The 18,355-nt window shown below is 56.2% G+C and carries 22 protein-coding genes; 10 read left to right on the top strand and 12 right to left on the bottom strand.

Annotated elements, in window-relative coordinates; genetic code table 11:
• Positions 1–350: 350 nt before the first annotated feature.
• Both K9B37_RS21375 and K9B37_RS21380 read right to left on the bottom strand, forming a co-directional pair.
• Positions 351–1,301 (bottom strand): adenylate/guanylate cyclase domain-containing protein, encoded by a 951-nt coding sequence (locus tag K9B37_RS21375; protein ID WP_224315568.1) that lies wholly within the window; start codon positions 1,299–1,301, stop codon positions 351–353.
• Positions 1,291–1,896, bottom strand: coding sequence for a Pycsar system effector family protein (locus K9B37_RS21380; RefSeq protein WP_224315569.1), 606 nt, complete (start codon positions 1,894–1,896; stop codon positions 1,291–1,293). The genes K9B37_RS21375 and K9B37_RS21380 overlap by 11 nt, the downstream gene beginning before the upstream one ends.
• Positions 1,897–2,089: 193 nt before the next feature.
• On the opposite strand from K9B37_RS21380, the gene K9B37_RS21385 reads away from it, so the two are divergent.
• Both K9B37_RS21385 and K9B37_RS21390 read left to right on the top strand, forming a co-directional pair.
• Positions 2,090–2,518, top strand: a complete 429-nt coding sequence (locus K9B37_RS21385; protein ID WP_224315570.1) for a LexA family protein — start codon at positions 2,090–2,092, stop codon at positions 2,516–2,518.
• Positions 2,515–3,780 (top strand): Y-family DNA polymerase, encoded by a 1,266-nt coding sequence (locus tag K9B37_RS21390; RefSeq protein ID WP_224315571.1) that lies wholly within the window; start codon positions 2,515–2,517, stop codon positions 3,778–3,780. The genes K9B37_RS21385 and K9B37_RS21390 overlap by 4 nt, the downstream gene beginning before the upstream one ends.
• Before the next feature lie 163 nt (positions 3,781–3,943).
• Here the strand turns inward: K9B37_RS21390 and K9B37_RS21395 are convergent, their stop codons facing one another.
• Complete coding sequence (locus K9B37_RS21395) at positions 3,944–4,231, bottom strand: hypothetical protein (protein WP_224315572.1); 288 nt, start codon at positions 4,229–4,231, stop codon at positions 3,944–3,946.
• A 194-nt stretch (positions 4,232–4,425) separates the two neighbouring features.
• Between K9B37_RS21395 and K9B37_RS21400 the strand changes: the two genes are divergently transcribed.
• Positions 4,426–4,536: a DUF4113 domain-containing protein gene (locus K9B37_RS21400; RefSeq protein WP_224315573.1), complete on the top strand. Its 111-nt coding sequence runs from the start codon at positions 4,426–4,428 to the stop codon at positions 4,534–4,536.
• A 110-nt stretch (positions 4,537–4,646) separates the two neighbouring features.
• On the opposite strand, the gene K9B37_RS21405 is transcribed toward K9B37_RS21400, so the two are convergent.
• The 4 genes from K9B37_RS21405 to K9B37_RS21420 all read right to left on the bottom strand — a co-directional run bounded on the left by K9B37_RS21405 (position 4,647) and on the right by K9B37_RS21420 (position 7,098).
• Positions 4,647–4,931 carry a hypothetical protein gene (locus K9B37_RS21405; RefSeq protein WP_224315574.1) on the bottom strand — a complete coding sequence of 95 codons (285 nt, stop codon included), beginning with the start codon at positions 4,929–4,931 and terminating at the stop codon, positions 4,647–4,649.
• Positions 4,932–4,982: 51 nt separating this feature from the next.
• Complete coding sequence (locus K9B37_RS21410) at positions 4,983–5,552, bottom strand: thermonuclease family protein (protein ID WP_224315575.1); 570 nt, start codon at positions 5,550–5,552, stop codon at positions 4,983–4,985.
• Between the two features lie 54 nt (positions 5,553–5,606).
• Positions 5,607–5,939, bottom strand: a complete 333-nt coding sequence (locus tag K9B37_RS21415; protein ID WP_224315576.1) for a single-stranded DNA-binding protein — start codon at positions 5,937–5,939, stop codon at positions 5,607–5,609.
• Between the two features lie 655 nt (positions 5,940–6,594).
• On the bottom strand, positions 6,595–7,098 hold the full coding sequence (locus K9B37_RS21420) for a helix-turn-helix domain-containing protein (protein ID WP_224315577.1): 504 nt from the start codon (positions 7,096–7,098) through the stop codon (positions 6,595–6,597).
• A gap of 105 nt (positions 7,099–7,203) precedes the next feature.
• Here K9B37_RS21420 and K9B37_RS21425 point away from each other — a divergent pair, with 105 nt between their 5' ends.
• Positions 7,204–10,470, top strand: coding sequence for a calcium-binding protein (locus tag K9B37_RS21425; RefSeq protein WP_224315578.1), 3,267 nt, complete (start codon positions 7,204–7,206; stop codon positions 10,468–10,470).
• Between the two features lie 130 nt (positions 10,471–10,600).
• On the opposite strand, the gene K9B37_RS21430 is transcribed toward K9B37_RS21425, so the two are convergent.
• From K9B37_RS21430 to K9B37_RS21440, 3 genes are read right to left on the bottom strand one after another with little or no spacing between them, the layout of a single operon-like run.
• On the bottom strand, positions 10,601–11,041 hold the full coding sequence (locus K9B37_RS21430; protein WP_224315579.1) for a ubiquitination-like system serine protease family protein: 441 nt from the start codon (positions 11,039–11,041) through the stop codon (positions 10,601–10,603).
• Positions 11,022–12,227 carry a ThiF family adenylyltransferase gene (locus K9B37_RS21435; RefSeq protein WP_224315580.1) on the bottom strand — a complete coding sequence of 402 codons (1,206 nt, stop codon included), beginning with the start codon at positions 12,225–12,227 and terminating at the stop codon, positions 11,022–11,024. The genes K9B37_RS21430 and K9B37_RS21435 overlap by 20 nt, the downstream gene beginning before the upstream one ends.
• Positions 12,202–12,480 carry a multiubiquitin domain-containing protein gene (locus K9B37_RS21440; protein ID WP_224315581.1) on the bottom strand — a complete coding sequence of 93 codons (279 nt, stop codon included), beginning with the start codon at positions 12,478–12,480 and terminating at the stop codon, positions 12,202–12,204. The genes K9B37_RS21435 and K9B37_RS21440 overlap by 26 nt, the downstream gene beginning before the upstream one ends.
• 152 nt (positions 12,481–12,632) lie before the next feature.
• Between K9B37_RS21440 and K9B37_RS21445 the strand changes: the two genes are divergently transcribed.
• The 3 genes from K9B37_RS21445 to K9B37_RS21455 all read left to right on the top strand — a co-directional run bounded on the left by K9B37_RS21445 (position 12,633) and on the right by K9B37_RS21455 (position 14,577).
• A complete protein-coding gene (locus K9B37_RS21445; protein WP_224315582.1) occupies positions 12,633–13,010 on the top strand; it encodes a helix-turn-helix domain-containing protein in 378 nt (125 codons plus the stop codon).
• Between the two features lie 114 nt (positions 13,011–13,124).
• Positions 13,125–13,931: an ImmA/IrrE family metallo-endopeptidase gene (locus tag K9B37_RS21450; protein ID WP_224315583.1), complete on the top strand. Its 807-nt coding sequence runs from the start codon at positions 13,125–13,127 to the stop codon at positions 13,929–13,931.
• A gap of 202 nt (positions 13,932–14,133) precedes the next feature.
• Complete coding sequence (locus tag K9B37_RS21455; RefSeq protein ID WP_224315584.1) at positions 14,134–14,577, top strand: hypothetical protein; 444 nt, start codon at positions 14,134–14,136, stop codon at positions 14,575–14,577.
• 56 nt (positions 14,578–14,633) lie between these two features.
• On the opposite strand, the gene repC is transcribed toward K9B37_RS21455, so the two are convergent.
• Positions 14,634–15,953, bottom strand: a complete 1,320-nt coding sequence (gene repC, locus K9B37_RS21460; protein WP_224315585.1) for a plasmid replication protein RepC — start codon at positions 15,951–15,953, stop codon at positions 14,634–14,636.
• A 388-nt stretch (positions 15,954–16,341) separates the two neighbouring features.
• Positions 16,342–16,617: a hypothetical protein gene (locus K9B37_RS21465; protein WP_224315586.1), complete on the bottom strand. Its 276-nt coding sequence runs from the start codon at positions 16,615–16,617 to the stop codon at positions 16,342–16,344.
• 213 nt (positions 16,618–16,830) lie between these two features.
• On the opposite strand from K9B37_RS21465, the gene K9B37_RS21470 reads away from it, so the two are divergent.
• From K9B37_RS21470 to K9B37_RS21480, 3 genes are read left to right on the top strand one after another with little or no spacing between them, the layout of a single operon-like run.
• Positions 16,831–17,334 (top strand): hypothetical protein, encoded by a 504-nt coding sequence (locus tag K9B37_RS21470; RefSeq protein ID WP_224315587.1) that lies wholly within the window; start codon positions 16,831–16,833, stop codon positions 17,332–17,334.
• A 3-nt stretch (positions 17,335–17,337) separates the two neighbouring features.
• On the top strand, positions 17,338–18,057 hold the full coding sequence (locus K9B37_RS21475; protein WP_224315588.1) for a transglycosylase SLT domain-containing protein: 720 nt from the start codon (positions 17,338–17,340) through the stop codon (positions 18,055–18,057).
• The gene (locus tag K9B37_RS21480; protein ID WP_224315589.1) at positions 18,054–18,350 is read left to right on the top strand and encodes a TrbC/VirB2 family protein; all 297 of its coding nucleotides are present in this window, start codon (positions 18,054–18,056) and stop codon (positions 18,348–18,350) included. The genes K9B37_RS21475 and K9B37_RS21480 overlap by 4 nt, the downstream gene beginning before the upstream one ends.
• Positions 18,351–18,355 lie beyond the last annotated feature (5 nt).

Consider the following 18,355-nt stretch of genomic DNA (forward strand, 5'->3'; position numbering starts at 1 on the left):
CCCACCGGGGAGATGCGAAGCGGCTCCCTGGCCGCCGTAGAGCGGTCCTGGCAGGCCTTGAGGCCGAAGGATGGGGACACCGCCGCGACGGGTTGCTGGGGAGAGGAGGGCAGAGCCCTCGCTCCCCACCAGAGGCAATGAAGAAGAAGGGCACCCGCAGGAGCGTCAGCATAGCGAGGGCTTTAGCCGGGACGCGGTATCGAGTGCCGGCCGATGGGTGGGAAAAAGTGCAGCCGCAGGAGTGCCAGCATAGCGGCGGCCGGGCACGGGACCGACTGCACCCGACACAACGGCGCCGCTCAGGTTTCTTGAGCCCAAAATCAAATGGAGCCTTACGAGACGTAGAGCTTCTACGGATCTTTAAAAGCTTTCTTGATTACATCACCACCATAAACTGTTCCAGAATAGCCAGGCACGGAAATTGACACGGAACGCCACCAATTATTTGCGATCGTATCGGCCTTGGGGTTGGCTGCTTTGTAGCCTTTGTAGACAGCCTCAGTCATCAATATCGGAGGCGTCGAGCTCCCAGTTGTTTTTTGAGAGAGGCAACATGCTCTGAAATAGTTATTTATGTGAACAAGGTGATTGTTGAGGTAAGTAGGCTCTACTCGTTTAAAGAAATCAGGAACATCTTGCTGTATCCAAGACCACTGATCTGTGAGTGGATAATATAAGCCCTCTTGTACAACAGGTTCGGTTTTGTAGCTGGTCTTATTTGCTAAGTCAGTCAGCTTTGAAGCGACGTTCGCTGGACGACCCAACCAGACTAATGACCGATAATTGTGCTTTTCCGCTCCATGGCGTCTAATACCCGTCTTTGTGGCAAGCATCCGGCCGTAGTCGAGCCCGATACCACAGGAAACCTCGTTTTTGGTAAAATGCCTATTGATTACGTACTGAGCGACTGAATTCATCAGAATCGCAGTTTCAACAGCATCAGTGAACGAGGTGGAAGGATTAAAAATCACCATCACCCTGTCGCCAATGATACCCCTGACATGTCCATTGTAATACGTGGCACACTGGGTCATTGCTCGGACGAATGCGGAGTATAGCTTAGCGACCGTTTGGGGTTTATGCTCAAGGTTTAGTTCGGTTGACCGCCGAATATCGATGTATAGGACTGCTGTTTCGATAATCTTACACTTCTGTATCTTCTCATCCAGATTAGGGAATGTGATACCGCTATCACTTGCGTGAGGAACGCTTTGCGTATTTGTGACTTCGATTCTGAAGTCTTTCCCTAGGATTGTCTCGACATCGGACGAGACCTCCTCTTTGAAATCCTTAAGGCCCACTCGCGCGCTCCAAGACAATGGCTGCAAACATGATTGCAGGCACAACAACTATCATCATGAGGAAGGCGACTATCACTGACGAGATCGCCCAATCGAAAAGGCGAAACTTCCGCTCAACAATAGTGCTGATGACGACAGTTTGAACGGAAATATCGCTAACGAAGCCGTCGGAGATGGCGCGATTTTCCGGAGGCACGTAGCGCCCGCGGAGCTCCCGTGCTGCACTCTCCGGAGAGATGGCCTTTAAATCTCCGAAGAACATAAGGTTCTTATGCGTTGCGGTCGCCTTATGTTTCTTTGGAATCCCTTTGGATTGTTTACCGAAAAACTTAATCAGAACGGTTTGAGGCACGAATGAAAACAAGGTGATAATGACTGCTAGAAGAAAGAACGGCAGTCCCGCGCTGGCACTGGTTTTTACGGCCTCAGACACAACTTTATCGCTCGTGATGAAGGTGAAGAGAGCGATGACCCATGCGGACGAGAACGTTAGGAGCGCTGCGTTCTTCGTCTCTGCGAATTTGAGCATGTCGATGATGCGACCCAAATTCGCCGTCAGAACCTTTTCCAGGCTGCTGTCTTGATCCTTATTCATGGGAGCGTCGGCACCAAATCATTGTTATGAAGTTTCGAAGCCCCAGCCGCGCTCCTTTCAAAGAATGGCGGAAATATTCGGATCTGCAACGGCTTACGCTCAGTAATCCACATTCATCAACATCCCCTGTTTGACGAAATCTAAACTTTTATGTTCTTCATTCGTTCTCCTGGCGGAAAACGGGTGACGGGCGATGCTTGCGAAGGTCGTTCTCGGTGCTGAGGTCGTCGTACCTCTCTATATCGAAGGCCTTTGCGCGGGATTTCCGTCGCCGGCGGACGATTACATAGACGAGCGGATTGATCTCGCTCGGCTGCTGGTCCGGAATCCGGCCGCGACATTCCTATGGCGCGTGTCCGGATGGTCCATGAAGGATGCAGGCATCTACGACAAGGATATCCTGGTCGTCGATCGGAGCTTGCAGCCACGGCACAATGATGTGGTCGTGGCAATTGTGAATGGCGAGCGATCGTTAAAGCGGCTCCTGGTCGAAGGCGGGCGGCCGCGCCTGGTCTTCGAGAACAAGGCCCTGCCCTCCTTCACGCTACCGGAGTTGGCGGAAATCGAGATTTGGGGCGTGGCCCGCTGCAATGTTCACATGCTGCGGAAGGGCCGTTCATGAGCAGGACCCTCGCCCTGATCGACGGAAACAGCTTCTATTGCTCATGCGAGCGCGTGTTTGATCCCCGTTTGCATACCCGGCCGGTCATTGTGCTGTCGAACAATGACGGCTGCGCCGTCGCCCGCACAAGCGAGGCGAAGGCGCTCGGAATCAAGATGGGCGAGCCCTTCTTCAAGATCGCGGATCTCTGCAAGCGAGAGGGCGTCATGGTCTACTCGTCGAATTATACGCTCTACGGCGACATGTCGGCGCGCATGAACGACGTCTACCGGACATTCACGCCGGATGTCGAAATCTACTCGATCGACGAAAGCTTTCTCGATCTGTCCGGTTTCACCGGGCGGGATCTTCCGGCAATGGCGCGGGATCTGCGGTCCACGGTTCGCCAGTGGACCGGGATCCCGACTTGCGTCGGGCTCGGCCCGACGAAGACCCTGGCGAAGCTCGCCAATCACATTGCCAAGAAGAACCCGGAATTGAATGGAATTTGTGATCTGACGATGCCGGCAGCGCGGGAGGCATGGTTGCCTCGCGTTGCGGTGTCGGACGTGTGGGGGATCGGCTCGGCCTCAACCTACAAGCTGGCCCGGATCGGCGTCACGACCGCCGCGGACCTGGCGGCGCTCCCTCCTCGGGAGGCCCGCCAGCTTCTGTCCGTGATCGGAGAGCGGACGGTCTTCGAACTCCGGGGCGTCTCATGCCTCGCCCTTGAGCTGGTTCCGCCACAGCGAAAGGGCTGCGCCGTGACGCGATCCTTCGGAGCGCCGATTACCGCACTCGAGGAGATGCTCGAGGCGGTATCTGCCTATGCCACGAGGGCAGGGGAGAAGCTACGCCGGCATGGGCTTGCGACAGGGCACGTGTCGGTCTTCATGCACACGTCGGCATTCAACACGGATCCGCGCTATTCAGCCTCGACGACCGTCGAGCTGCCGGAGGCCTCGAACGACACCCGGGATTTGATCGGAGCCGCCAAGCGCGGAGCGCGGCGGATCTGGAAGGACGGCTATCGCTTTGTGAAAGCCGGAATCATCATGGACGATCTGATCCGGGCGGCGGATGCACCGCGGCCTTTGTTCGAAGCCAGAGACCGGGAGCAATCTGTGAAATTGATGGGTGCCGTGGACAGCATTAACCGTCGCTTCGGCCGCGGTGCTATCGTTCCCGGAAGCGCCGGCATCAAGCAAAGGTGGGCTGCGCGTTTTGAGCGGAGGTCGCCACGCTATACGACACGTCTAGAGGAACTTCCGCTTGTAGGATAACGGGCGTTTGCTCAGTAAATGAGACATGGCGAAGTAACTGAGACAACCACTCTGGCATTATTCCATAGAGCGTCTTCTCGGCAGTTCGCCCACGCGGGCGGAGACCGCGCAGGGTCCCACCCCGCTTGACATCACAGTCCCGCCTTGTGGGCCAATCTGCGGCCTATTCCGCTGGCTTGTGGCTGCGGTAGCGACGTACCAGGGCGTAGCCGCCGGCCAGCAGCAGGAACGGCAGGCCCGCTCCGGCAAGCGGGCCGGGGGCGCCTTTGTTGCCGCCTCCACCACCGGGAGTGTAGCTGCCACCACCGCCGTCGGCTTTGCCGTTCTTGTACCAGCCATTAGCGTAGCCATTGCCGTTGGATGGGCCCTTATCCTTGTCCTTGTCGTCGGCCAGCGCAACCGAGCTTGTCAGGGCACAGACAGCAGCGGCAGTGAGTAAAATCTGATGCAACGGGCGCATGCGTTGGTCCTCCGAAGGCGTATCAGACCTCGCTAGCCAATATCCGAACTATGGCCTAATTCTGCCCCTTACCCTCAATCGTCCATTTCGGTCCGCATGGGCTACTCATACAGAGACCAGCCACAGTTCCATAAACGGCCTTATCAGAAACTGGAGGTCAGAACCGTCACCGCATAACCCAAAAGATGCGGGAGATTGTGAGTGCGGGGATCAAGCAGGTCTGGACTGCGCGCTTCGAGCGACGCTCGCCGCGCTTTACGACACGGCTGGAGGAGCTTTCCGTCGTGGCGGCATAAGTCCAGTCCCGCGCCGCGCAAGGGATCGTTACCCGAATGGGACGAAACCCGTCAGGGGTTCGGTGGAGGCGTCACGCCGGAATAGAGCCCGGCTCGCTTGCGAGTGCGCCCTATGTCTGAACCAGGCGCTTTGCCTCGCCTTCTGCAACGGTGTCATAGGCATGAACGGCATCCTGAAGCGTCTTCAGAAACCGCAAGGCATCAACGGCACTGAATTCATGATTGCTCGCTACAGGATATTCCAACAAACGCGCGAGCCCTACGACTTGGCCTGACTCATCGATATCCAACACACGAAGGTCATAACGATAGAAACCACCACTGAAACCAAGCGCGAAGATCCACACAGGCATTCCACGAATCTGCAACTGGTGAACGTCAAACTTCTGCTGCATCCCCCGGCTCCATTGCTGTCGCTTCTGTTTCTCTTGCTGGGGACGATGACTCTAATCGGGCTGATCTGACCCTGTGAAATGGCGTTGCTGGCGACGCTGACGATACTCCCACGGCATTTCAAATTCGCTCTGCCAGAGGCCTTTACGGTCTTTTCGAGCTTGCTCTTCGAGATCTGCGTAAGCCTGCTCTGTCGGACGGCCACGATACCGATAGGCGACCGCAATGCCGGCGCGGATCATGGCGGCCGCAAGGTCGCCGTGATCTTGGGTCGCGCAGCGGGCCAAGATGCGCCGGTGGGCGTCAGCCCCGGCCGGGATGCACGTCACGGCCTTGCCGAGCGTGGCTTGCACGAGCCACGCGGTCGCCACGGCCCCGCAGGGCCAGGGTTGACCATCCAGCGCCGCGCGCTGGTCCGTTTCGCAGGCGTCGACGCCTGCGAGCCGATAGACGGTCCGGGTTGACGGGTCCTCGAAGGTGTCGCCGTCAACGACGCGGACCTTCATGGGAGGAGCAGGCGGGGCGCTCTGCGCGGTCGCTGCAGACATGGTGCCTGCTGTTAAAATGAGCGCGACGCCATAGGCGCGGGCGCCTTGGCGGAGCTGCGAGCGGATCTTGTTCATGGCATTGACCAAGCAAAAAAGGGGCGAAGGCCTGCAAGGCCCCCGCCGGTGGTGTTAGTCGGCCTGGTCCAGAACCTTAGCGAGGCGGCTGAACTCGGTGCAGATGAGGTCGACCGTGTAGACTGTCTCGCCGTTTTTCTCGTAGTTGCTCTGGCGGATGCGGCCGCGGGCGTGAACCAGATCGCCGGTGGCGATATGCTTTTCGATGTAGTCCTGAGTGCCCTCGCCGAAGATCGTCACGGTGTTGAAGTGCGGGTCTTCCTTCCATTCGTTGGTCGTCTTGTCCTTCGTGCCGTAGTTGGCTGCGAGGGTGACTTTCAGCGCCGAGCCGACCTGGGCGGTGCGAGCCACGCGGCCGATGATTTGAAATTCAGCGATGTTATTCATGGTCTTTCTCCTTGAAGATGGGGCTTCAGACCCCGTTGCGATGGGGCCCGGACATGACGGCAGGGGAGGGCGCAAACCTCGAAGAGTGCGCAGCACCGAGGGGGCGCAGTGGAACGGAGCACCTGAGCAGGCAGGAATTTTGCAGGGCGTCAGCCCGATCGCGAGGAATGGCTGCAGGCCAGGGGAAAATTCTTGAACGCGACGGTTTTGGGCCTGAATCAGCCGGCATAGGGAACCACAAAGAGCAACAGGGGTAAGCCTCCACCCGGAGAAAAGACCGAAACGAAGCTTCCCTGGGCATCATCGGCGTTCGCCTCCGACAACCGGCGCTCTGTGAAGTTGCTGCTGCCTCGCACGAAGGGTCGATCCGGCCTTACCTGGAAGGGGAAGGAGCAGGGGCTTCACCCGGCAAATTACAAGGAGGGCTCGAGTCCTCATCGAAGACCTGACGCGACACGCTGGTTCACCGCCGACGGACACTGCAAAAGCCGACGCACAAGCGGGATCCAAGCGAGAGAGGACGTCACGTGCCTCATGCTCCGTCTGACGCAACGAAAGGAATGGGCTTGCCGAGCGCAGCAGGCCGGGCAAGAGCGGTCTCCGGCCCGCGGGCGCGATCGGTGCGAATTTTGGGAATACCGGTAAGGGTACCGGATTATGAGAGGCCGCCATTGGTGGCCTGCTGCTTGGACTCTTCGCCGGATCGCGGGCGACGAGCTTTCTTATCGGCCAGGCCTTCGACAAGGCTTACGACGACACCTTTGTCTTTCGCCGACAGGCGCGCGAAGCCGTCAATGAACTGCCGGATTTCACGCATTTCCTGCTGAGTGTATTCACTTAACGTCTCCTCGGCCCGCGGGCCGAAGAACACCGTCACCGGAACGTTCAAGATTTCGGAAATTTGGAAAAGCCGACTGGCTGAGACCCTGTTCGAGCCGTTCTCGTATTTCTGAAGCTGCTGGAAAGTCACTCCGATCCGTCGGCTCAGGCCCTCCTGGCTCATCTGTCGAAGATTGCGCTGATGACGGATCAGGCGGCCGATCAATTTATCCGTCTCTGACACGGATTTCGTGCGGCGACGTTGTTCATTCATTGTGAACTTCTTTCTTGGTCTGTCCGGGCAAATATTATCGTTATAACAACTCCTGCGATAGTGCAACGCTTTGTTATATCATGATTGATTGAGTTCTAGAATTATCGTAATAGCAACTCCACCAACGCAACTTTATATCACGTATGGGAAGCACAGGACGGAGCAAAAATCATGACGAGCATAGTCGTTCAGCAGGGAACAACACAAAGCGTCAGAGTTGATGGAGACGATTGGCTGATCGTAACGCCGGATGCCTGGATCAACCCAAGCTCGGTTTCTATAGACAGTGCCATCGGAGGAAGTGGCGTTGGCAACAAGATCCGGGTCGAGGGCTATCTCTATAGCGGCTCGTACGGGATCGACTTGGGATTTTTCGGAGGTCCGAACGGCTACAATGAAATCACGGTGGCCGGATGGGGGCAGGTGTCGGGGACCGATGCTGGTATCAGATCGGGCTATGCCCTCCACCTCAACAACGAGTCGGAAATAGGTGCCGGCATTCAACTCGGTGGCTATGACGACGTCATCAATAACAGCGGGCTCATCACCCAAAATGTGAACCTCGGGAATGGGAATAACACCGTCACAAATACCGGACAGATAGACACGATCACGGGCGGCAACGGAGCAGATATCATCACGAATGGCGCTCAATACGCCACAATCAAAAAGCTGTCCCTTGGGGATGGGAATGATGAAATCACCAACACAAAAGGCTCCTGGATCTACGACCTCTCAGCTGGCACTGGCGCAGACAAACTGCGCAACAGCGGCGTGGTTGGGTGGGTGTTCATGGATGCCGGCAACGATGTCTACGACGGAACTGAAGGATCAATAACTCCCGATGGCTTTGTCCATCTTGGGGCCGGCAACGATTCCGCCCTCGGCGGGACGGGCGTCGACAAATTCTACGACGGGAGCGGCACGGATACAATTTTCAGTGGTGCCGGCGACGATGTGATCATCATGGAGCAGGTTGGCGAAGACGACCGCTTTGATGGTGGAGTAGGCTTCGACGTGATCCAACTCGCGGGCGGGCGTCCAGACACGAACGATGGGGTCACGCTCGATCTGCGCCAGATTCCAGAGAACCTGGGCAGGCTGACGCTGGCTTATGGCGGATCGATCTACGTTCAGAACATTGAGGGATATGTTGGGACGGCGAAGAACGACACACTGATCGGCAATGACCGGACGAACTATCTGGACGGTAGCGCGGGCAATGACACCGTTGAAGGTGGCGACGGCAACGACACCCTGATGGGTGGTGATGGCGTCGATCTCCTCCGCTTTGGGATTTCCGATACGGTCGTGAACCTCACGGACGGATATGCGGAAAGCGTTGCGACGGGTCACGACACCCTGCAGGGGTTCGAGAACGTCACGACGAGCCTTGGCAACGATGTCGTGACCGGGAGCGCCGGGGAAAATGTGATCATCACAGGTGCCGGCTTCGATCGCCTCAAGGGGATGGCGGGCAACGATCAGCTCTTCGGCGGTGAAGGAAACGATGTTCTGGACGGCGGGGCCGGGAACGACACGATCGACGGCGGCGCGGGGAGCGACTGGGCCGTGTTCGGCGATGCCGGCGTGACGGTCGATCTCGCGGCCGGGACGGCGAGCGGGGAAGGCAACGACGTTCTGCGCGGAATCGAGAACGTCAAGGGTGGGGCAGGGGCCGATACCCTGATCGGCGATGATCAGAAGAACGTCCTTTGGGGCGGGGCAGGCGACACGATGCAGGCCGGCCTTGGTGATGATATTTATATTGTCACGGGCGCCAACGTGGTGATCTTCGACACGGGCGGCTACGACGTGGTTTACACCAACGTTGAAAATTGGGTCCCGCCTGAAGGTTCGGGAATCGAGAAGGTGATCTACGATCCTAACTTCTCACTGCCTGACGATCCGGCCAATCCAAGCCTTCCGTCGAGCCCTGGATATGAGCCGCCTCCGATCGTGTTGCCGCCTCCCGGTGAGGTGGTGGACGGCACCCCCGACAGCGAGACGCTTGAGGGCGGTGACGGCAACGACACCATGACCGGCGGATCCGGTGACGACACCATGAGCGGAGGATCCGGCAACGATACGATGGCTGGCGGTTATGGCGACGACACCATGGACGGAGGAGACGGTAACGACACGCTGGACGGTGGCGCAGGTAATGACACCCTCGATGGGGGCAACGGCAACGACTCCATCGATGGCGGATCGGGCAATGACGTTCTGACGGGCGGGGAGGGGGACGACTCCCTGACCGGCGGCGCCGGTGACGATATGATCTTTGGCGGCGGCGGCAACGATCTGCTCGATGGTGGGACCGGCAATGATACGCTTGACGGTGGCGCGGGCCGGGACATCCTCAACGGTGGACCTGGTAACGATCTGCTGTACGGCGGCGATGATGATGACTTCCTGAGCGGCGGTGATGGCGAAGACACCCTGAATGGGGGTGGCGGCGCGGACATCATGCAGGGCGGCAATGGGAACGACACCTATTTCGTCGACAACGCCCTGGACCAGATCAAGGAATACACCAACGGCGGAACGGATCGGGTGTTCACGACTGTGAATTTCAGTCTCGCCGGCACGGTGGTTGAAACGATTTCCTCGGCCGACGGTGCGCACGATCTCTCTCTGACGGGCAATGCGCTCAACAACGTCCTGACAGGCGATGCCGGAAAGAACGTCTTGGATGGCGGAATCGGCGCCGACACCATGACTGGTGGCGATGGCGACGATGTCTACTTTGTCGATGATGCAAACGACGTGGTGAATGAAACCGCGACGGGTGGTCATGACAAGATTTACACGACCGTCAAGGGTTACGCTGCAACCAACGTCGAGGAAGTGATTTACGTTGGACCTGCGGAGCCGGGAACGACTGAGACGGCCAAGACTCTGAATGGAACCGCCAGGGCTGATACGCTCGTTGGCGGCAGCCTAAACGATCGGATCGATGGCTTGGCCGGCAACGACAAGCTTTATGGTCTCAACGGCGACGACACCGTATTAGGCGGTGCAGGGAACGACTACGTCGACGGTGGCGCTGGAAATGACCTACTCTACGGAGGCCTCGGGAAAGATACCCTGACCGGCGGCGCTGGCCGCGATGCTTTCGTGTTCAATGTGAATCCGAAGAGTAAGGGCAATCTCGACAAGATCGCGGATTTCAATGTGAAAGACGACTCGATCTATCTGGAGAACAAGTATTTCAAGGTCGGATCGAAGGGCTCACTGACGAAGCCTGCCGCCTTGTCGAGCAAGATGTTCTATGTGGGCACCAAGGCCCACGATGCCGATGACCGCATCATCTACGACAAGAAGAAAGGCGTCATCTATTACGATGACGATGGCAGCGGCAGCCATGCTCAGGTCCAGATCGCGACGGTGAAGAAGAACCTCGCAATTACCTACAAGGACTTCCTCGTCATCTAGGTGTTTCCCCCTGGTGAGGAAGAAACTCAGGGCCGCGAAAGCGGCCCGCTTTTTATGTCTTGCCGCTAGCGTCATGCCTTGGATCTTAGCGCTCCGTGATGCTCAAGGGGAGGGGCTTATCCAGGACCTGTTAGGCGCCAGTGCTCAGAGGAGGTAGCTTAAGCCATTCCGCGAACCGTTCGAGTAGACTACGTTTAATCGGGGATTCCTTCGGCACGTCGATAGGTTCACTGCCAAAATAGCGGCCCTTGATTTGTCGGTCGCGGGCGCGACCCGCCTCAATGCGCTCCTTTGACCATTTACCGGCCCATTTCACCTGCCCGTTGGTGATGAAGTAGTGAGATTCACAGGGGAAGTTCCAGTTGCCGATCGAGGGATGTAAAGACACACGCTCCCCGTCATAAATTAGCTTCCAGTCCGTCGGCGTGAATGGAGTCACGACCTTTTTCCCGCATCCACATGCACAAAGATGTGAGGCCGAGCCATACTCCATTGAGATATATAGAACCCCATCATCCAGCTTACCCGGAATGAACTCGACGAATTGATGTTTAAACGAGACCTGCCTCATCACCCTTATCTTCATTGATCATGTGGTTTCCATCGATTGTGTAGGTCGAAAAATGCTCATGGTCGAAGTCCCAATAAAAGCCACAGATCTTCTTCCATTTCACAACAGCTAATGCGGCATTAAGCGCGTTAAGGTCGGCTATCTGAATATTCGAGTCGTACTCGTCGTCACCGTCTCGATCAGAAAACGGAATCCGATGACCATCATGTACGTGATTGCGTTTGGAGGCCGTGCTTGTTGTCACTCTCACTATGCCGTCGAGTGCGTTATCTTTTTGATAGATTCCCATCCCTACGTCGATGAAAGGAACTCCATATTGTTCTAATGCGTTGGCGATAATCTTCTTAGGTCCACCCTTATCTACGCACACAAACACAAAATTCATGGCATTCAGCTGCGAGACATTTTCCTCATTGATATATTCTGCGTGAGGGATAACCGAATGCCGCATTTGAGAATATACGGCAGCAAAATGATCCACCTTGTTCGGTTTTGCCTTCAGATCACCCAATGATGCTGCGCCGGGCGCCCTGAAAGCATTGTGAGGAGAGAAAACATCACCGTCGAAAAGGTGAATTTCTTTCACAGGCGTTTTTGCCAAGAGGTCAAGGATATATGAGCCAGTACCTCCGAGGCCGACAATTGCCACTCGGTCCATAGCGAGCTTTTGGGTCGCGTATGTGATTCCCGCACGACTGGACGCACTATCGGGATAGCAAAAGACAGATTCGTCCGGATGCAGCTCAACGACAGGTCTCGTCCGCGCCGTGGCGGACGGCTCAATAGCCTGCGCTTGAGACTCCAGCATTTGAATGTAGGTCGTCAGTTGCTCGTAACAATCCTGATAGTAACCGCGCGCGGGCTTCTGCGAGAATGTGAAGTTCGTAATAAGGGATGGATCGATCTGCTGCTGCTCCGGCCCAAGTATTATCTCTGTCATGGGGCTGCCGTCGGCATGACAAGGCATTTCGCCGGCAAAAAAGGCCCGGTGATCAGACGGCCGCTGCGCGACGTCGTCTAACTGATTGAGCAGAAAGACGAGTGTCCCGAGACGCACCTCTCGCTGGGCCGTTACGTACGGCACCTTCTTCACGAGAAGGTGCACGCCGTTTCGAACCTCGAGGTCGAAGCCTTCGTCTCTCACCCGCTGCAGATCGGGACTACGACTTATCAGTCTGAGTGACATTAAAAATCATCCTGTCCTTCACCTTCACCACCCCGCCGGGGATCAGGCTACCCTCAGGTTTTTCACCGTGGCCCCTACGATACGTCACAGTGTAGACCCAGTTTCCGCCCCTGGGTCCGTCCGGGAATGCCAAATCTACTACCTCGTCGAACGAGAGGTCTCCCTTAGACACTTCGAATTCCTGCGCGTTCACGATGATCGTGACGGTATGACCTTTGGCCTTATCGTCACCGGGATCCTTCAACTCACTCATGTAACCTCACAATCTAGAGCCCATCTCTCGAGCATCTTGGCAGTAAGATAACAAGCGCGCTTGATATGTCAAGCAACCATCAAGCGCGCTTGACGAGCCGTGAGGAAAGGGCAACTACAAAAAGGTGTGTATCGCTCAGGAGGAGTGCTGCTATGGCAACACAGGTTGAAGCGAAGAATGGCGGTGCGGTCGCATTAGGTACATACCTAGCATCTATCCGCTCAGACAGAGGCTTAAGCTTGCGTCGCGTAGAAGAAATTACAAATAGAGAAGTATCAAATGCGTATTTAAGCCAAATAGAGAACGGTAAGATATCAAACCCGTCCCCAAATGTACTTAGCTCTCTTGCAGACGCCTACGAGATAAACTTCGAACACCTTATGGAGTTGGCCGGTTATATAAAGCCCTCAGGCTCTCGATCTGAACATGAAAGGCATGGACGGGTAGCTACCTTTGCGGAGCACAACTTGACACCGGATGAAGAGGTGGAACTGCTTCGCTATCTGAGATTCATCCGCGAAAGACGGTAACTGGTGCCACGCCCTGATGACAGTAGCCTAGACCCAGATCAACTTAGGGCGGTTGAGTCCCGAGCCAAGCGACTACTCGATAGGGCAGCTGCCTGGGACAGATATCCAACACCGGTGGCAGAAATTCTTGATGCCGCGGATCTCAAAGTCGCACATGCCAGCATCTTCGATCCTGCGCGGATGCTGGCATTCTTGCGCGGCAAAGCATCAGATGTCACTTATAAACTAAAGTCGGCAGTTTCGAAAGTTTTTGGTCTCTACGACGCTGCAGAAAACCTGATCCATATTGATCCCTCGGTGCCCTTAGCAAGGCAAACCTTCCTCAAACTGCATGAGGCTGGGCATCACGAGCTTCCTGCGCACAAACGAACCTTCCGATTCTTCCAAGACTGTGAACAGACACTTGCTCCTGAGATAGCAGACCTGTTCGAGAGAGAAGCTAACAACTTTGCTCGGTTTGTCCTATTCCAGGGCCAGCGTTACGCGGAATGCGCTGCCGATAGCCCTATGGCTCTTAAGACGCCGATGGGGCTCGCCAAGCAATTTGGGTCTTCGATCTATGCGTCCTGTAGAGAGTATGCACGGACGCACCACAAAGCATGTGTCGTCTATGTCCTTGAGCGTATTTCCTTTGCAGAAGGGCATGGCGCCGAGGCAGCCGTGAGACGTGTCGAGCCTTCGCCGTCATACATTAACCAATTCGGACAGCCTGCCGATACGGTGATCACTTTAGATCATCCGCTAGGAAAGATCCTTCCGATCGGACGTAGAATGACTAAGCCAACACCGGTTGTCATAACAGATCTAAACGGGGACCTGCATGAGTGCCTAGCAGAGGCATTCGATACTACGTGGAATGTGTTGCTCTTAGTGTACCCGGTGCGCTCTCTTGCCAGTTCGACAGTGATCTTGAACCCTTAGGTTCTGAAAAAACATCGTTTTATCAATTATATCAATAGCTTAGGTTCCATAACAAAGCTTATGCGAATCCAGCTTGGAACCGCCCCGATGGCTTATAGCGGTCTGGCATCTCTACTAGGGGAATTAAGGATTAACAGCCGATGATTCACTAGGAGCAGTTTCTTTTGATCGATAATTTATCGCGACTCAGTTGGAGGGCGCGATGAAGGTCAAAATTGCATTAGACAATCATCAGGGCACCGGGACCGCCTTCCCTACGGTTCGTTATCAAATAATGATGGTCATTCACTATGTGAATGGACAAATATCAAACAGGTTTCCACTTACTGAAGTTTTGCAACCAAGAAGCTCGACACTAGTCGAAATCAATGCTCCCGATAGATTCGACGTTGATGGATGCATGTTTTGTTGGTTTGAAGGAAACCCTCGGATTGGGAGGGCTGGGTATATCCAGCGACCAAAGGAATATGTCGGAAAACCATGGAACGGCGCGATAATCACATGGGCAGACGTCAATTTTTTCGGAAGCGTTCATGAGTATCATTTTGGCGGCATTGGTAATGTCTCCGGTATCGATGACATTGGCTCGTTCGGCGAAATTGCCCGCGATGTTCCAAACATCGCGCCAACTGAAGAAGTTTCCTGAGGTTGCAGGCCGCCAATAGATCCAGGCAAAATTTCCAGTCCTCGTTTTTCTTATTCTCACGCCGTAAACGCTGCGAGCGACCGCGGAGCACTTCGGCTCGAGGAAGATGCTCGGCCGGAATGCGCATCCTGGTGGACGCGCCCTGCTCGCTCTGTCAGCCCGTAGAGGGTCCGAGCAACATGCAGCTCGCCCATGAGCGCCTTTCCGACCATGCCGCGGAGATATCCGCCGGGTTTGGAAACATCTCCGGTACGCTGCTTTTCAAGGATCACGGCGATCGCGACGGCCGCAAGGTTGTCGCCGAGAGTATCGCGGGCCTCGGTCCAAGCGTGTTCACTGATGCCGAGCCATGCGCGGACACGGGCGGCGGTTTCGAAGAGGTCTCGCCATGAGGCAGGGGGCCGCTCGGCATATGTCCCAATCTCGGGACATGCAGCGTTCACGAGGCCTAACGGGATGCTCTCGATCTCTGAGCCCCCTGCCCTGTCAGGCACCGAATCTTGTTGCACCTGCCGCGACTTCGCCACAGGCTTTCTCGGAAAGCCTTTGCCGGCGGAGCCGGCTCTTACTTCAACTTGTGGCGCGGAGGCGCCACTCCGCTGATCTCTACTATTACCAGAAGTGCGGTCGGTTGTAGTTAGTATGTGGGTGCCAGATGTGGCGCCCTTGGGTTCCTGATTTCGTGATTTCGAGGCTTCGTTGAAGGCGTCTTCAGTGGCGATGCGAAGGTCCAAAAGCTCGTTGATGAGTTCTTCTCGTAGACCCTGCGATCGGCGTTGAATCAGGCGATCGAGGTCACGGGCGAATGCTCCCCATGGACCGGGGAAACCTTGCTCCTCGGCTGCCGTGATGATCATGGCGACGGTCCTGCGAAGGATTGTGAATTCGCGCTCGAGCGCCTTGCGCTGTGCCCGCTGCGCCTGGGCATCAGCCGCCAGCTCGACGAATTCCATGTATCGGACAGCGATGGGTGAGAGGTCGAACCCATATGCTGCGACCAGGCGTCCGTCATCCGATCGACGTCCCCACCTTTTCCCGTTCGCGCTGTCGGCCGGAACGATCAGGCCGAGATCGACAAGGGCTCGGATGTGGCGGCGAAGGGATGTGAGCGAAAGGCCGGTCTGCTCGCAAAGCCAGTCATTCGACGGCCAAACGACAGGCCGGACACCGGGCGTCTGCCAATCCTGATCCTCCGAGGTGGCAAATAGCATATCGACCAGGGCGACATGTCGAAGTGACAGGCCGATCGCCGGCGCCGCCCTCTTCAACGCGCCAAGGCAACGAACGCGGGAAGTGAGCGAATTTGGGTCGAACTTCTCTGCCAGCTCTCGCGCATGTGCGAGGCCGTTCGTAAAACGACGGGTACCTTTCATCATTCCTCCTTACGGAGGCAAAGCGAAACCGTTCGCCGAATCGACGCTAAGTCTTGACAATGATTCGGGGGGGATTAAAGTGCCTGTATTGACGTTTCAGGCGACCCACCCCCCAGGGTGGCTATCCAGTTTCAAAGGCCTTCCGAAGTTGGCGCTTCGGGGGCCTTTTGCTTTGCCGATCACGTTCCTTTCTCTGTGGGAAATTTAGGACGTCATTCTCACCACGCATCTTCGTGGGCGTGGATCAGCCGGACGTAGCGTGCCCAACACACAAATTGCGCGTGAGAATCAATTGCAACAATGAGTCATGTACTGTCGATACGACAACAAACGATCGAGCGTCAACCACGTCTCCTGGTTGACTCAGGGGGACGCTAGCGTTGTCCCTGAGTCAACGGCGCTTACCAGGAGGTGTATCGAGAATATGGTTAAGAACGATGTCGTACAGTTCCGGCGTCTTAGCGAAGCTGAGTTCGTAAGCATAGCCTTTGCCGGAGGGAGTATTAATCGGTGTTTTCTCTAGAATACCAACGTCGAAAAGCGTTTTGCAATAACGCGTTACGTTAGGATACCCAAGGCCTGAAAGCTCCGCTACGCTTTGCATTGTTGGAGTTTTGCCCTGATTTTTGAGGGCCGCAATTGTCGTTAGGATGCCGATATACAACATCCTTTGACTGGGTATCTTATCGGAAAGCCGTTTCCGCACGATCTCAACCACATATATGTGTATCGCCGGCAATCCATATATCTGTTGCATCGTTCTTGGTACTGCTATTATAACAATTCTTGTTGAACGTTGAGATCCGCGAATCTCCATCGGCTGGCAGCAGCTTAGCCGTGAGCAGGTCCATGCGCGAATCTCACGAGTACAGGGGCTCGCATGTCAACTCGTAATTGTATTGTTATATCCTTCTGCGTGTGGTTGCTAGCGCCAGGCGCAAAGGCGCAAGATGGCGGCTACGGCTGCCAAGTGATCTTGTGCCTCTCTAATCCAGGCGGCGCGACCCAGTATGCGGAATGCGTACCGCCAATCACTAAGCTCTATCAGGACCTAGCGCAGGGTAAACCATTCCCCGCCTGCACGGGCGCCGGTGTGGAGACATCCGCGCCAGTATCCGACCCGTACTTTTGCAAGGGCAGCCATGTTCTCGATTTCGACAATGGCTATCTATGCCGGAGTCAGGCCAGGACCGTGACGGTGGACTGTCCGAAGGAAGACACCGACACGCCCCGCCCTCCCCTCGGCGGTCCTGTAAAGGACATCGTGGACGGGCAGGAGGTTTGCAAGGACTTCGAGTTCTCGCAGGTCCAGGTCTACGAAAAGAAGTCCTATATCGATGTCCGGATCCCTTCGACCGGCAAGAGTACCCGCATTCGGTTCTGAGCCGTGGATCCTTCGTTCCTGGCCCTGGCGGAGCAATGCGCTCCCCAGGTCCCGGCCGCTACGATCGCCGCGATCGTGCGAGTCGAAACGGACTTCAACCCTCTAGCAATTCGCCTGAACTCCACGGGAGGCCCCGGCCTGCCGCGTCAGCCGCTGTCTAAAGCAGAGGCCATCACACGCGCAAAACTGCTGCTGGCGGCTGGTCAAGATCTCGATCTTGGCCTCGCAGGGATCCCAGCAGACGAATTTGAGAAATCGGGCCTGTCAATCGAACAAGCCTTCGAGCCGTGCCAATCCCTCCGGATGGCGGCTCGCCTGATCGAACCTGTCTGGACCGCGGCCGCGAAGCAAGCCGGTCCGCAGGTAGCCGAACGGGAGGCGCTGGCGACCTATTACGGTCGCGGAGACGCCTCGGCCGGTCGGGAAGCCGGCTATGTCGAGCGCGTCTTAGAAGCCAAGGCGGACCTGGCTTCGCGCCTCCCGATGCTGTCCCTCCGAGTCAGTGAAAGAGCTTTGCCGCAACGAGAGCGGTTCAAAGGGGCGCCGGCTGAGCCTGCGCTTGCATCATCCCCACCATCGGAATCCGAACCCGTCGAAATAAGGGAAACGGTCCGGGAAGAGGCACAGGAAAAACAGCCCTCCTGGGACGTGTTCGGATCCTCGGCCAAGAGAGGATCTTCCATGGTGGTTTTCAGTGTTCAACAAGGGAACCGAACCAAATGAACAAGAAGTCTATTCTCGCCGGGGTGGTCATCGCGGCGACTCTTTCTGCGCTCATGGTCGAACCGGCCTTCGCGCAAGCCTCCGGTGGTGTCAACGTCGAAGGCGTTCTGCAGAACATTCTCGACATGCTGACCGGAACGGTTGCGAAGCTCATTGCAACGATCGCGCTCATCTTGATCGGCATTGGCTGGATGTTCATGGGCTTGGATTGGCGCAAAGCCGGTGTGTACGTTTTGGGAATTATCGTCGTGTTCGGCGCCCCCCAAATCGTCAACATGTTCGTCGGCAGCTGAGGCTC

Source organism: Microvirga puerhi, assembly GCF_020089865.1.
GTDB lineage: Bacteria > Pseudomonadota > Alphaproteobacteria > Rhizobiales > Beijerinckiaceae > Microvirga > Microvirga puerhi.

Excerpts from the sequence above, each read along its gene's own strand:
- K9B37_RS21455 (WP_224315584.1), top strand. The coding sequence starts at position 14,134 with ATGAAGGTCAAAATTGCATTAGACAATCATCAGGGCACCGGGACCGCC.
- K9B37_RS21400 (WP_224315573.1), top strand. The coding sequence starts at position 4,426 with ATGCGGGAGATTGTGAGTGCGGGGATCAAGCAGGTCTGGACTGCGCGC.
- K9B37_RS21470 (WP_224315587.1), top strand. The coding sequence starts at position 16,831 with ATGTCAACTCGTAATTGTATTGTTATATCCTTCTGCGTGTGGTTGCTA.
- K9B37_RS21410 (WP_224315575.1), bottom strand. The coding sequence starts at position 5,552 with ATGAACAAGATCCGCTCGCAGCTCCGCCAAGGCGCCCGCGCCTATGGC.
- K9B37_RS21380 (WP_224315569.1), bottom strand. The coding sequence starts at position 1,896 with ATGAATAAGGATCAAGACAGCAGCCTGGAAAAGGTTCTGACGGCGAAT.
- K9B37_RS21415 (WP_224315576.1), bottom strand. The coding sequence starts at position 5,939 with ATGAATAACATCGCTGAATTTCAAATCATCGGCCGCGTGGCTCGCACC.
- repC (WP_224315585.1), bottom strand. The coding sequence starts at position 15,953 with ATGATGAAAGGTACCCGTCGTTTTACGAACGGCCTCGCACATGCGCGA.
- K9B37_RS21465 (WP_224315586.1), bottom strand. The coding sequence starts at position 16,617 with ATGTTGTATATCGGCATCCTAACGACAATTGCGGCCCTCAAAAATCAG.
- K9B37_RS21425 (WP_224315578.1), top strand. The coding sequence starts at position 7,204 with ATGACGAGCATAGTCGTTCAGCAGGGAACAACACAAAGCGTCAGAGTT.
- K9B37_RS21435 (WP_224315580.1), bottom strand. The coding sequence starts at position 12,227 with ATGTCACTCAGACTGATAAGTCGTAGTCCCGATCTGCAGCGGGTGAGA.
- K9B37_RS21390 (WP_224315571.1), top strand. The coding sequence starts at position 2,515 with ATGAGCAGGACCCTCGCCCTGATCGACGGAAACAGCTTCTATTGCTCA.
- K9B37_RS21445 (WP_224315582.1), top strand. The coding sequence starts at position 12,633 with ATGGCAACACAGGTTGAAGCGAAGAATGGCGGTGCGGTCGCATTAGGT.
- K9B37_RS21440 (WP_224315581.1), bottom strand. The coding sequence starts at position 12,480 with ATGAGTGAGTTGAAGGATCCCGGTGACGATAAGGCCAAAGGTCATACC.
- K9B37_RS21480 (WP_224315589.1), top strand. The coding sequence starts at position 18,054 with ATGAACAAGAAGTCTATTCTCGCCGGGGTGGTCATCGCGGCGACTCTT.
- K9B37_RS21430 (WP_224315579.1), bottom strand. The coding sequence starts at position 11,041 with ATGAGGCAGGTCTCGTTTAAACATCAATTCGTCGAGTTCATTCCGGGT.
- K9B37_RS21405 (WP_224315574.1), bottom strand. The coding sequence starts at position 4,931 with ATGCAGCAGAAGTTTGACGTTCACCAGTTGCAGATTCGTGGAATGCCT.
- K9B37_RS21385 (WP_224315570.1), top strand. The coding sequence starts at position 2,090 with ATGCTTGCGAAGGTCGTTCTCGGTGCTGAGGTCGTCGTACCTCTCTAT.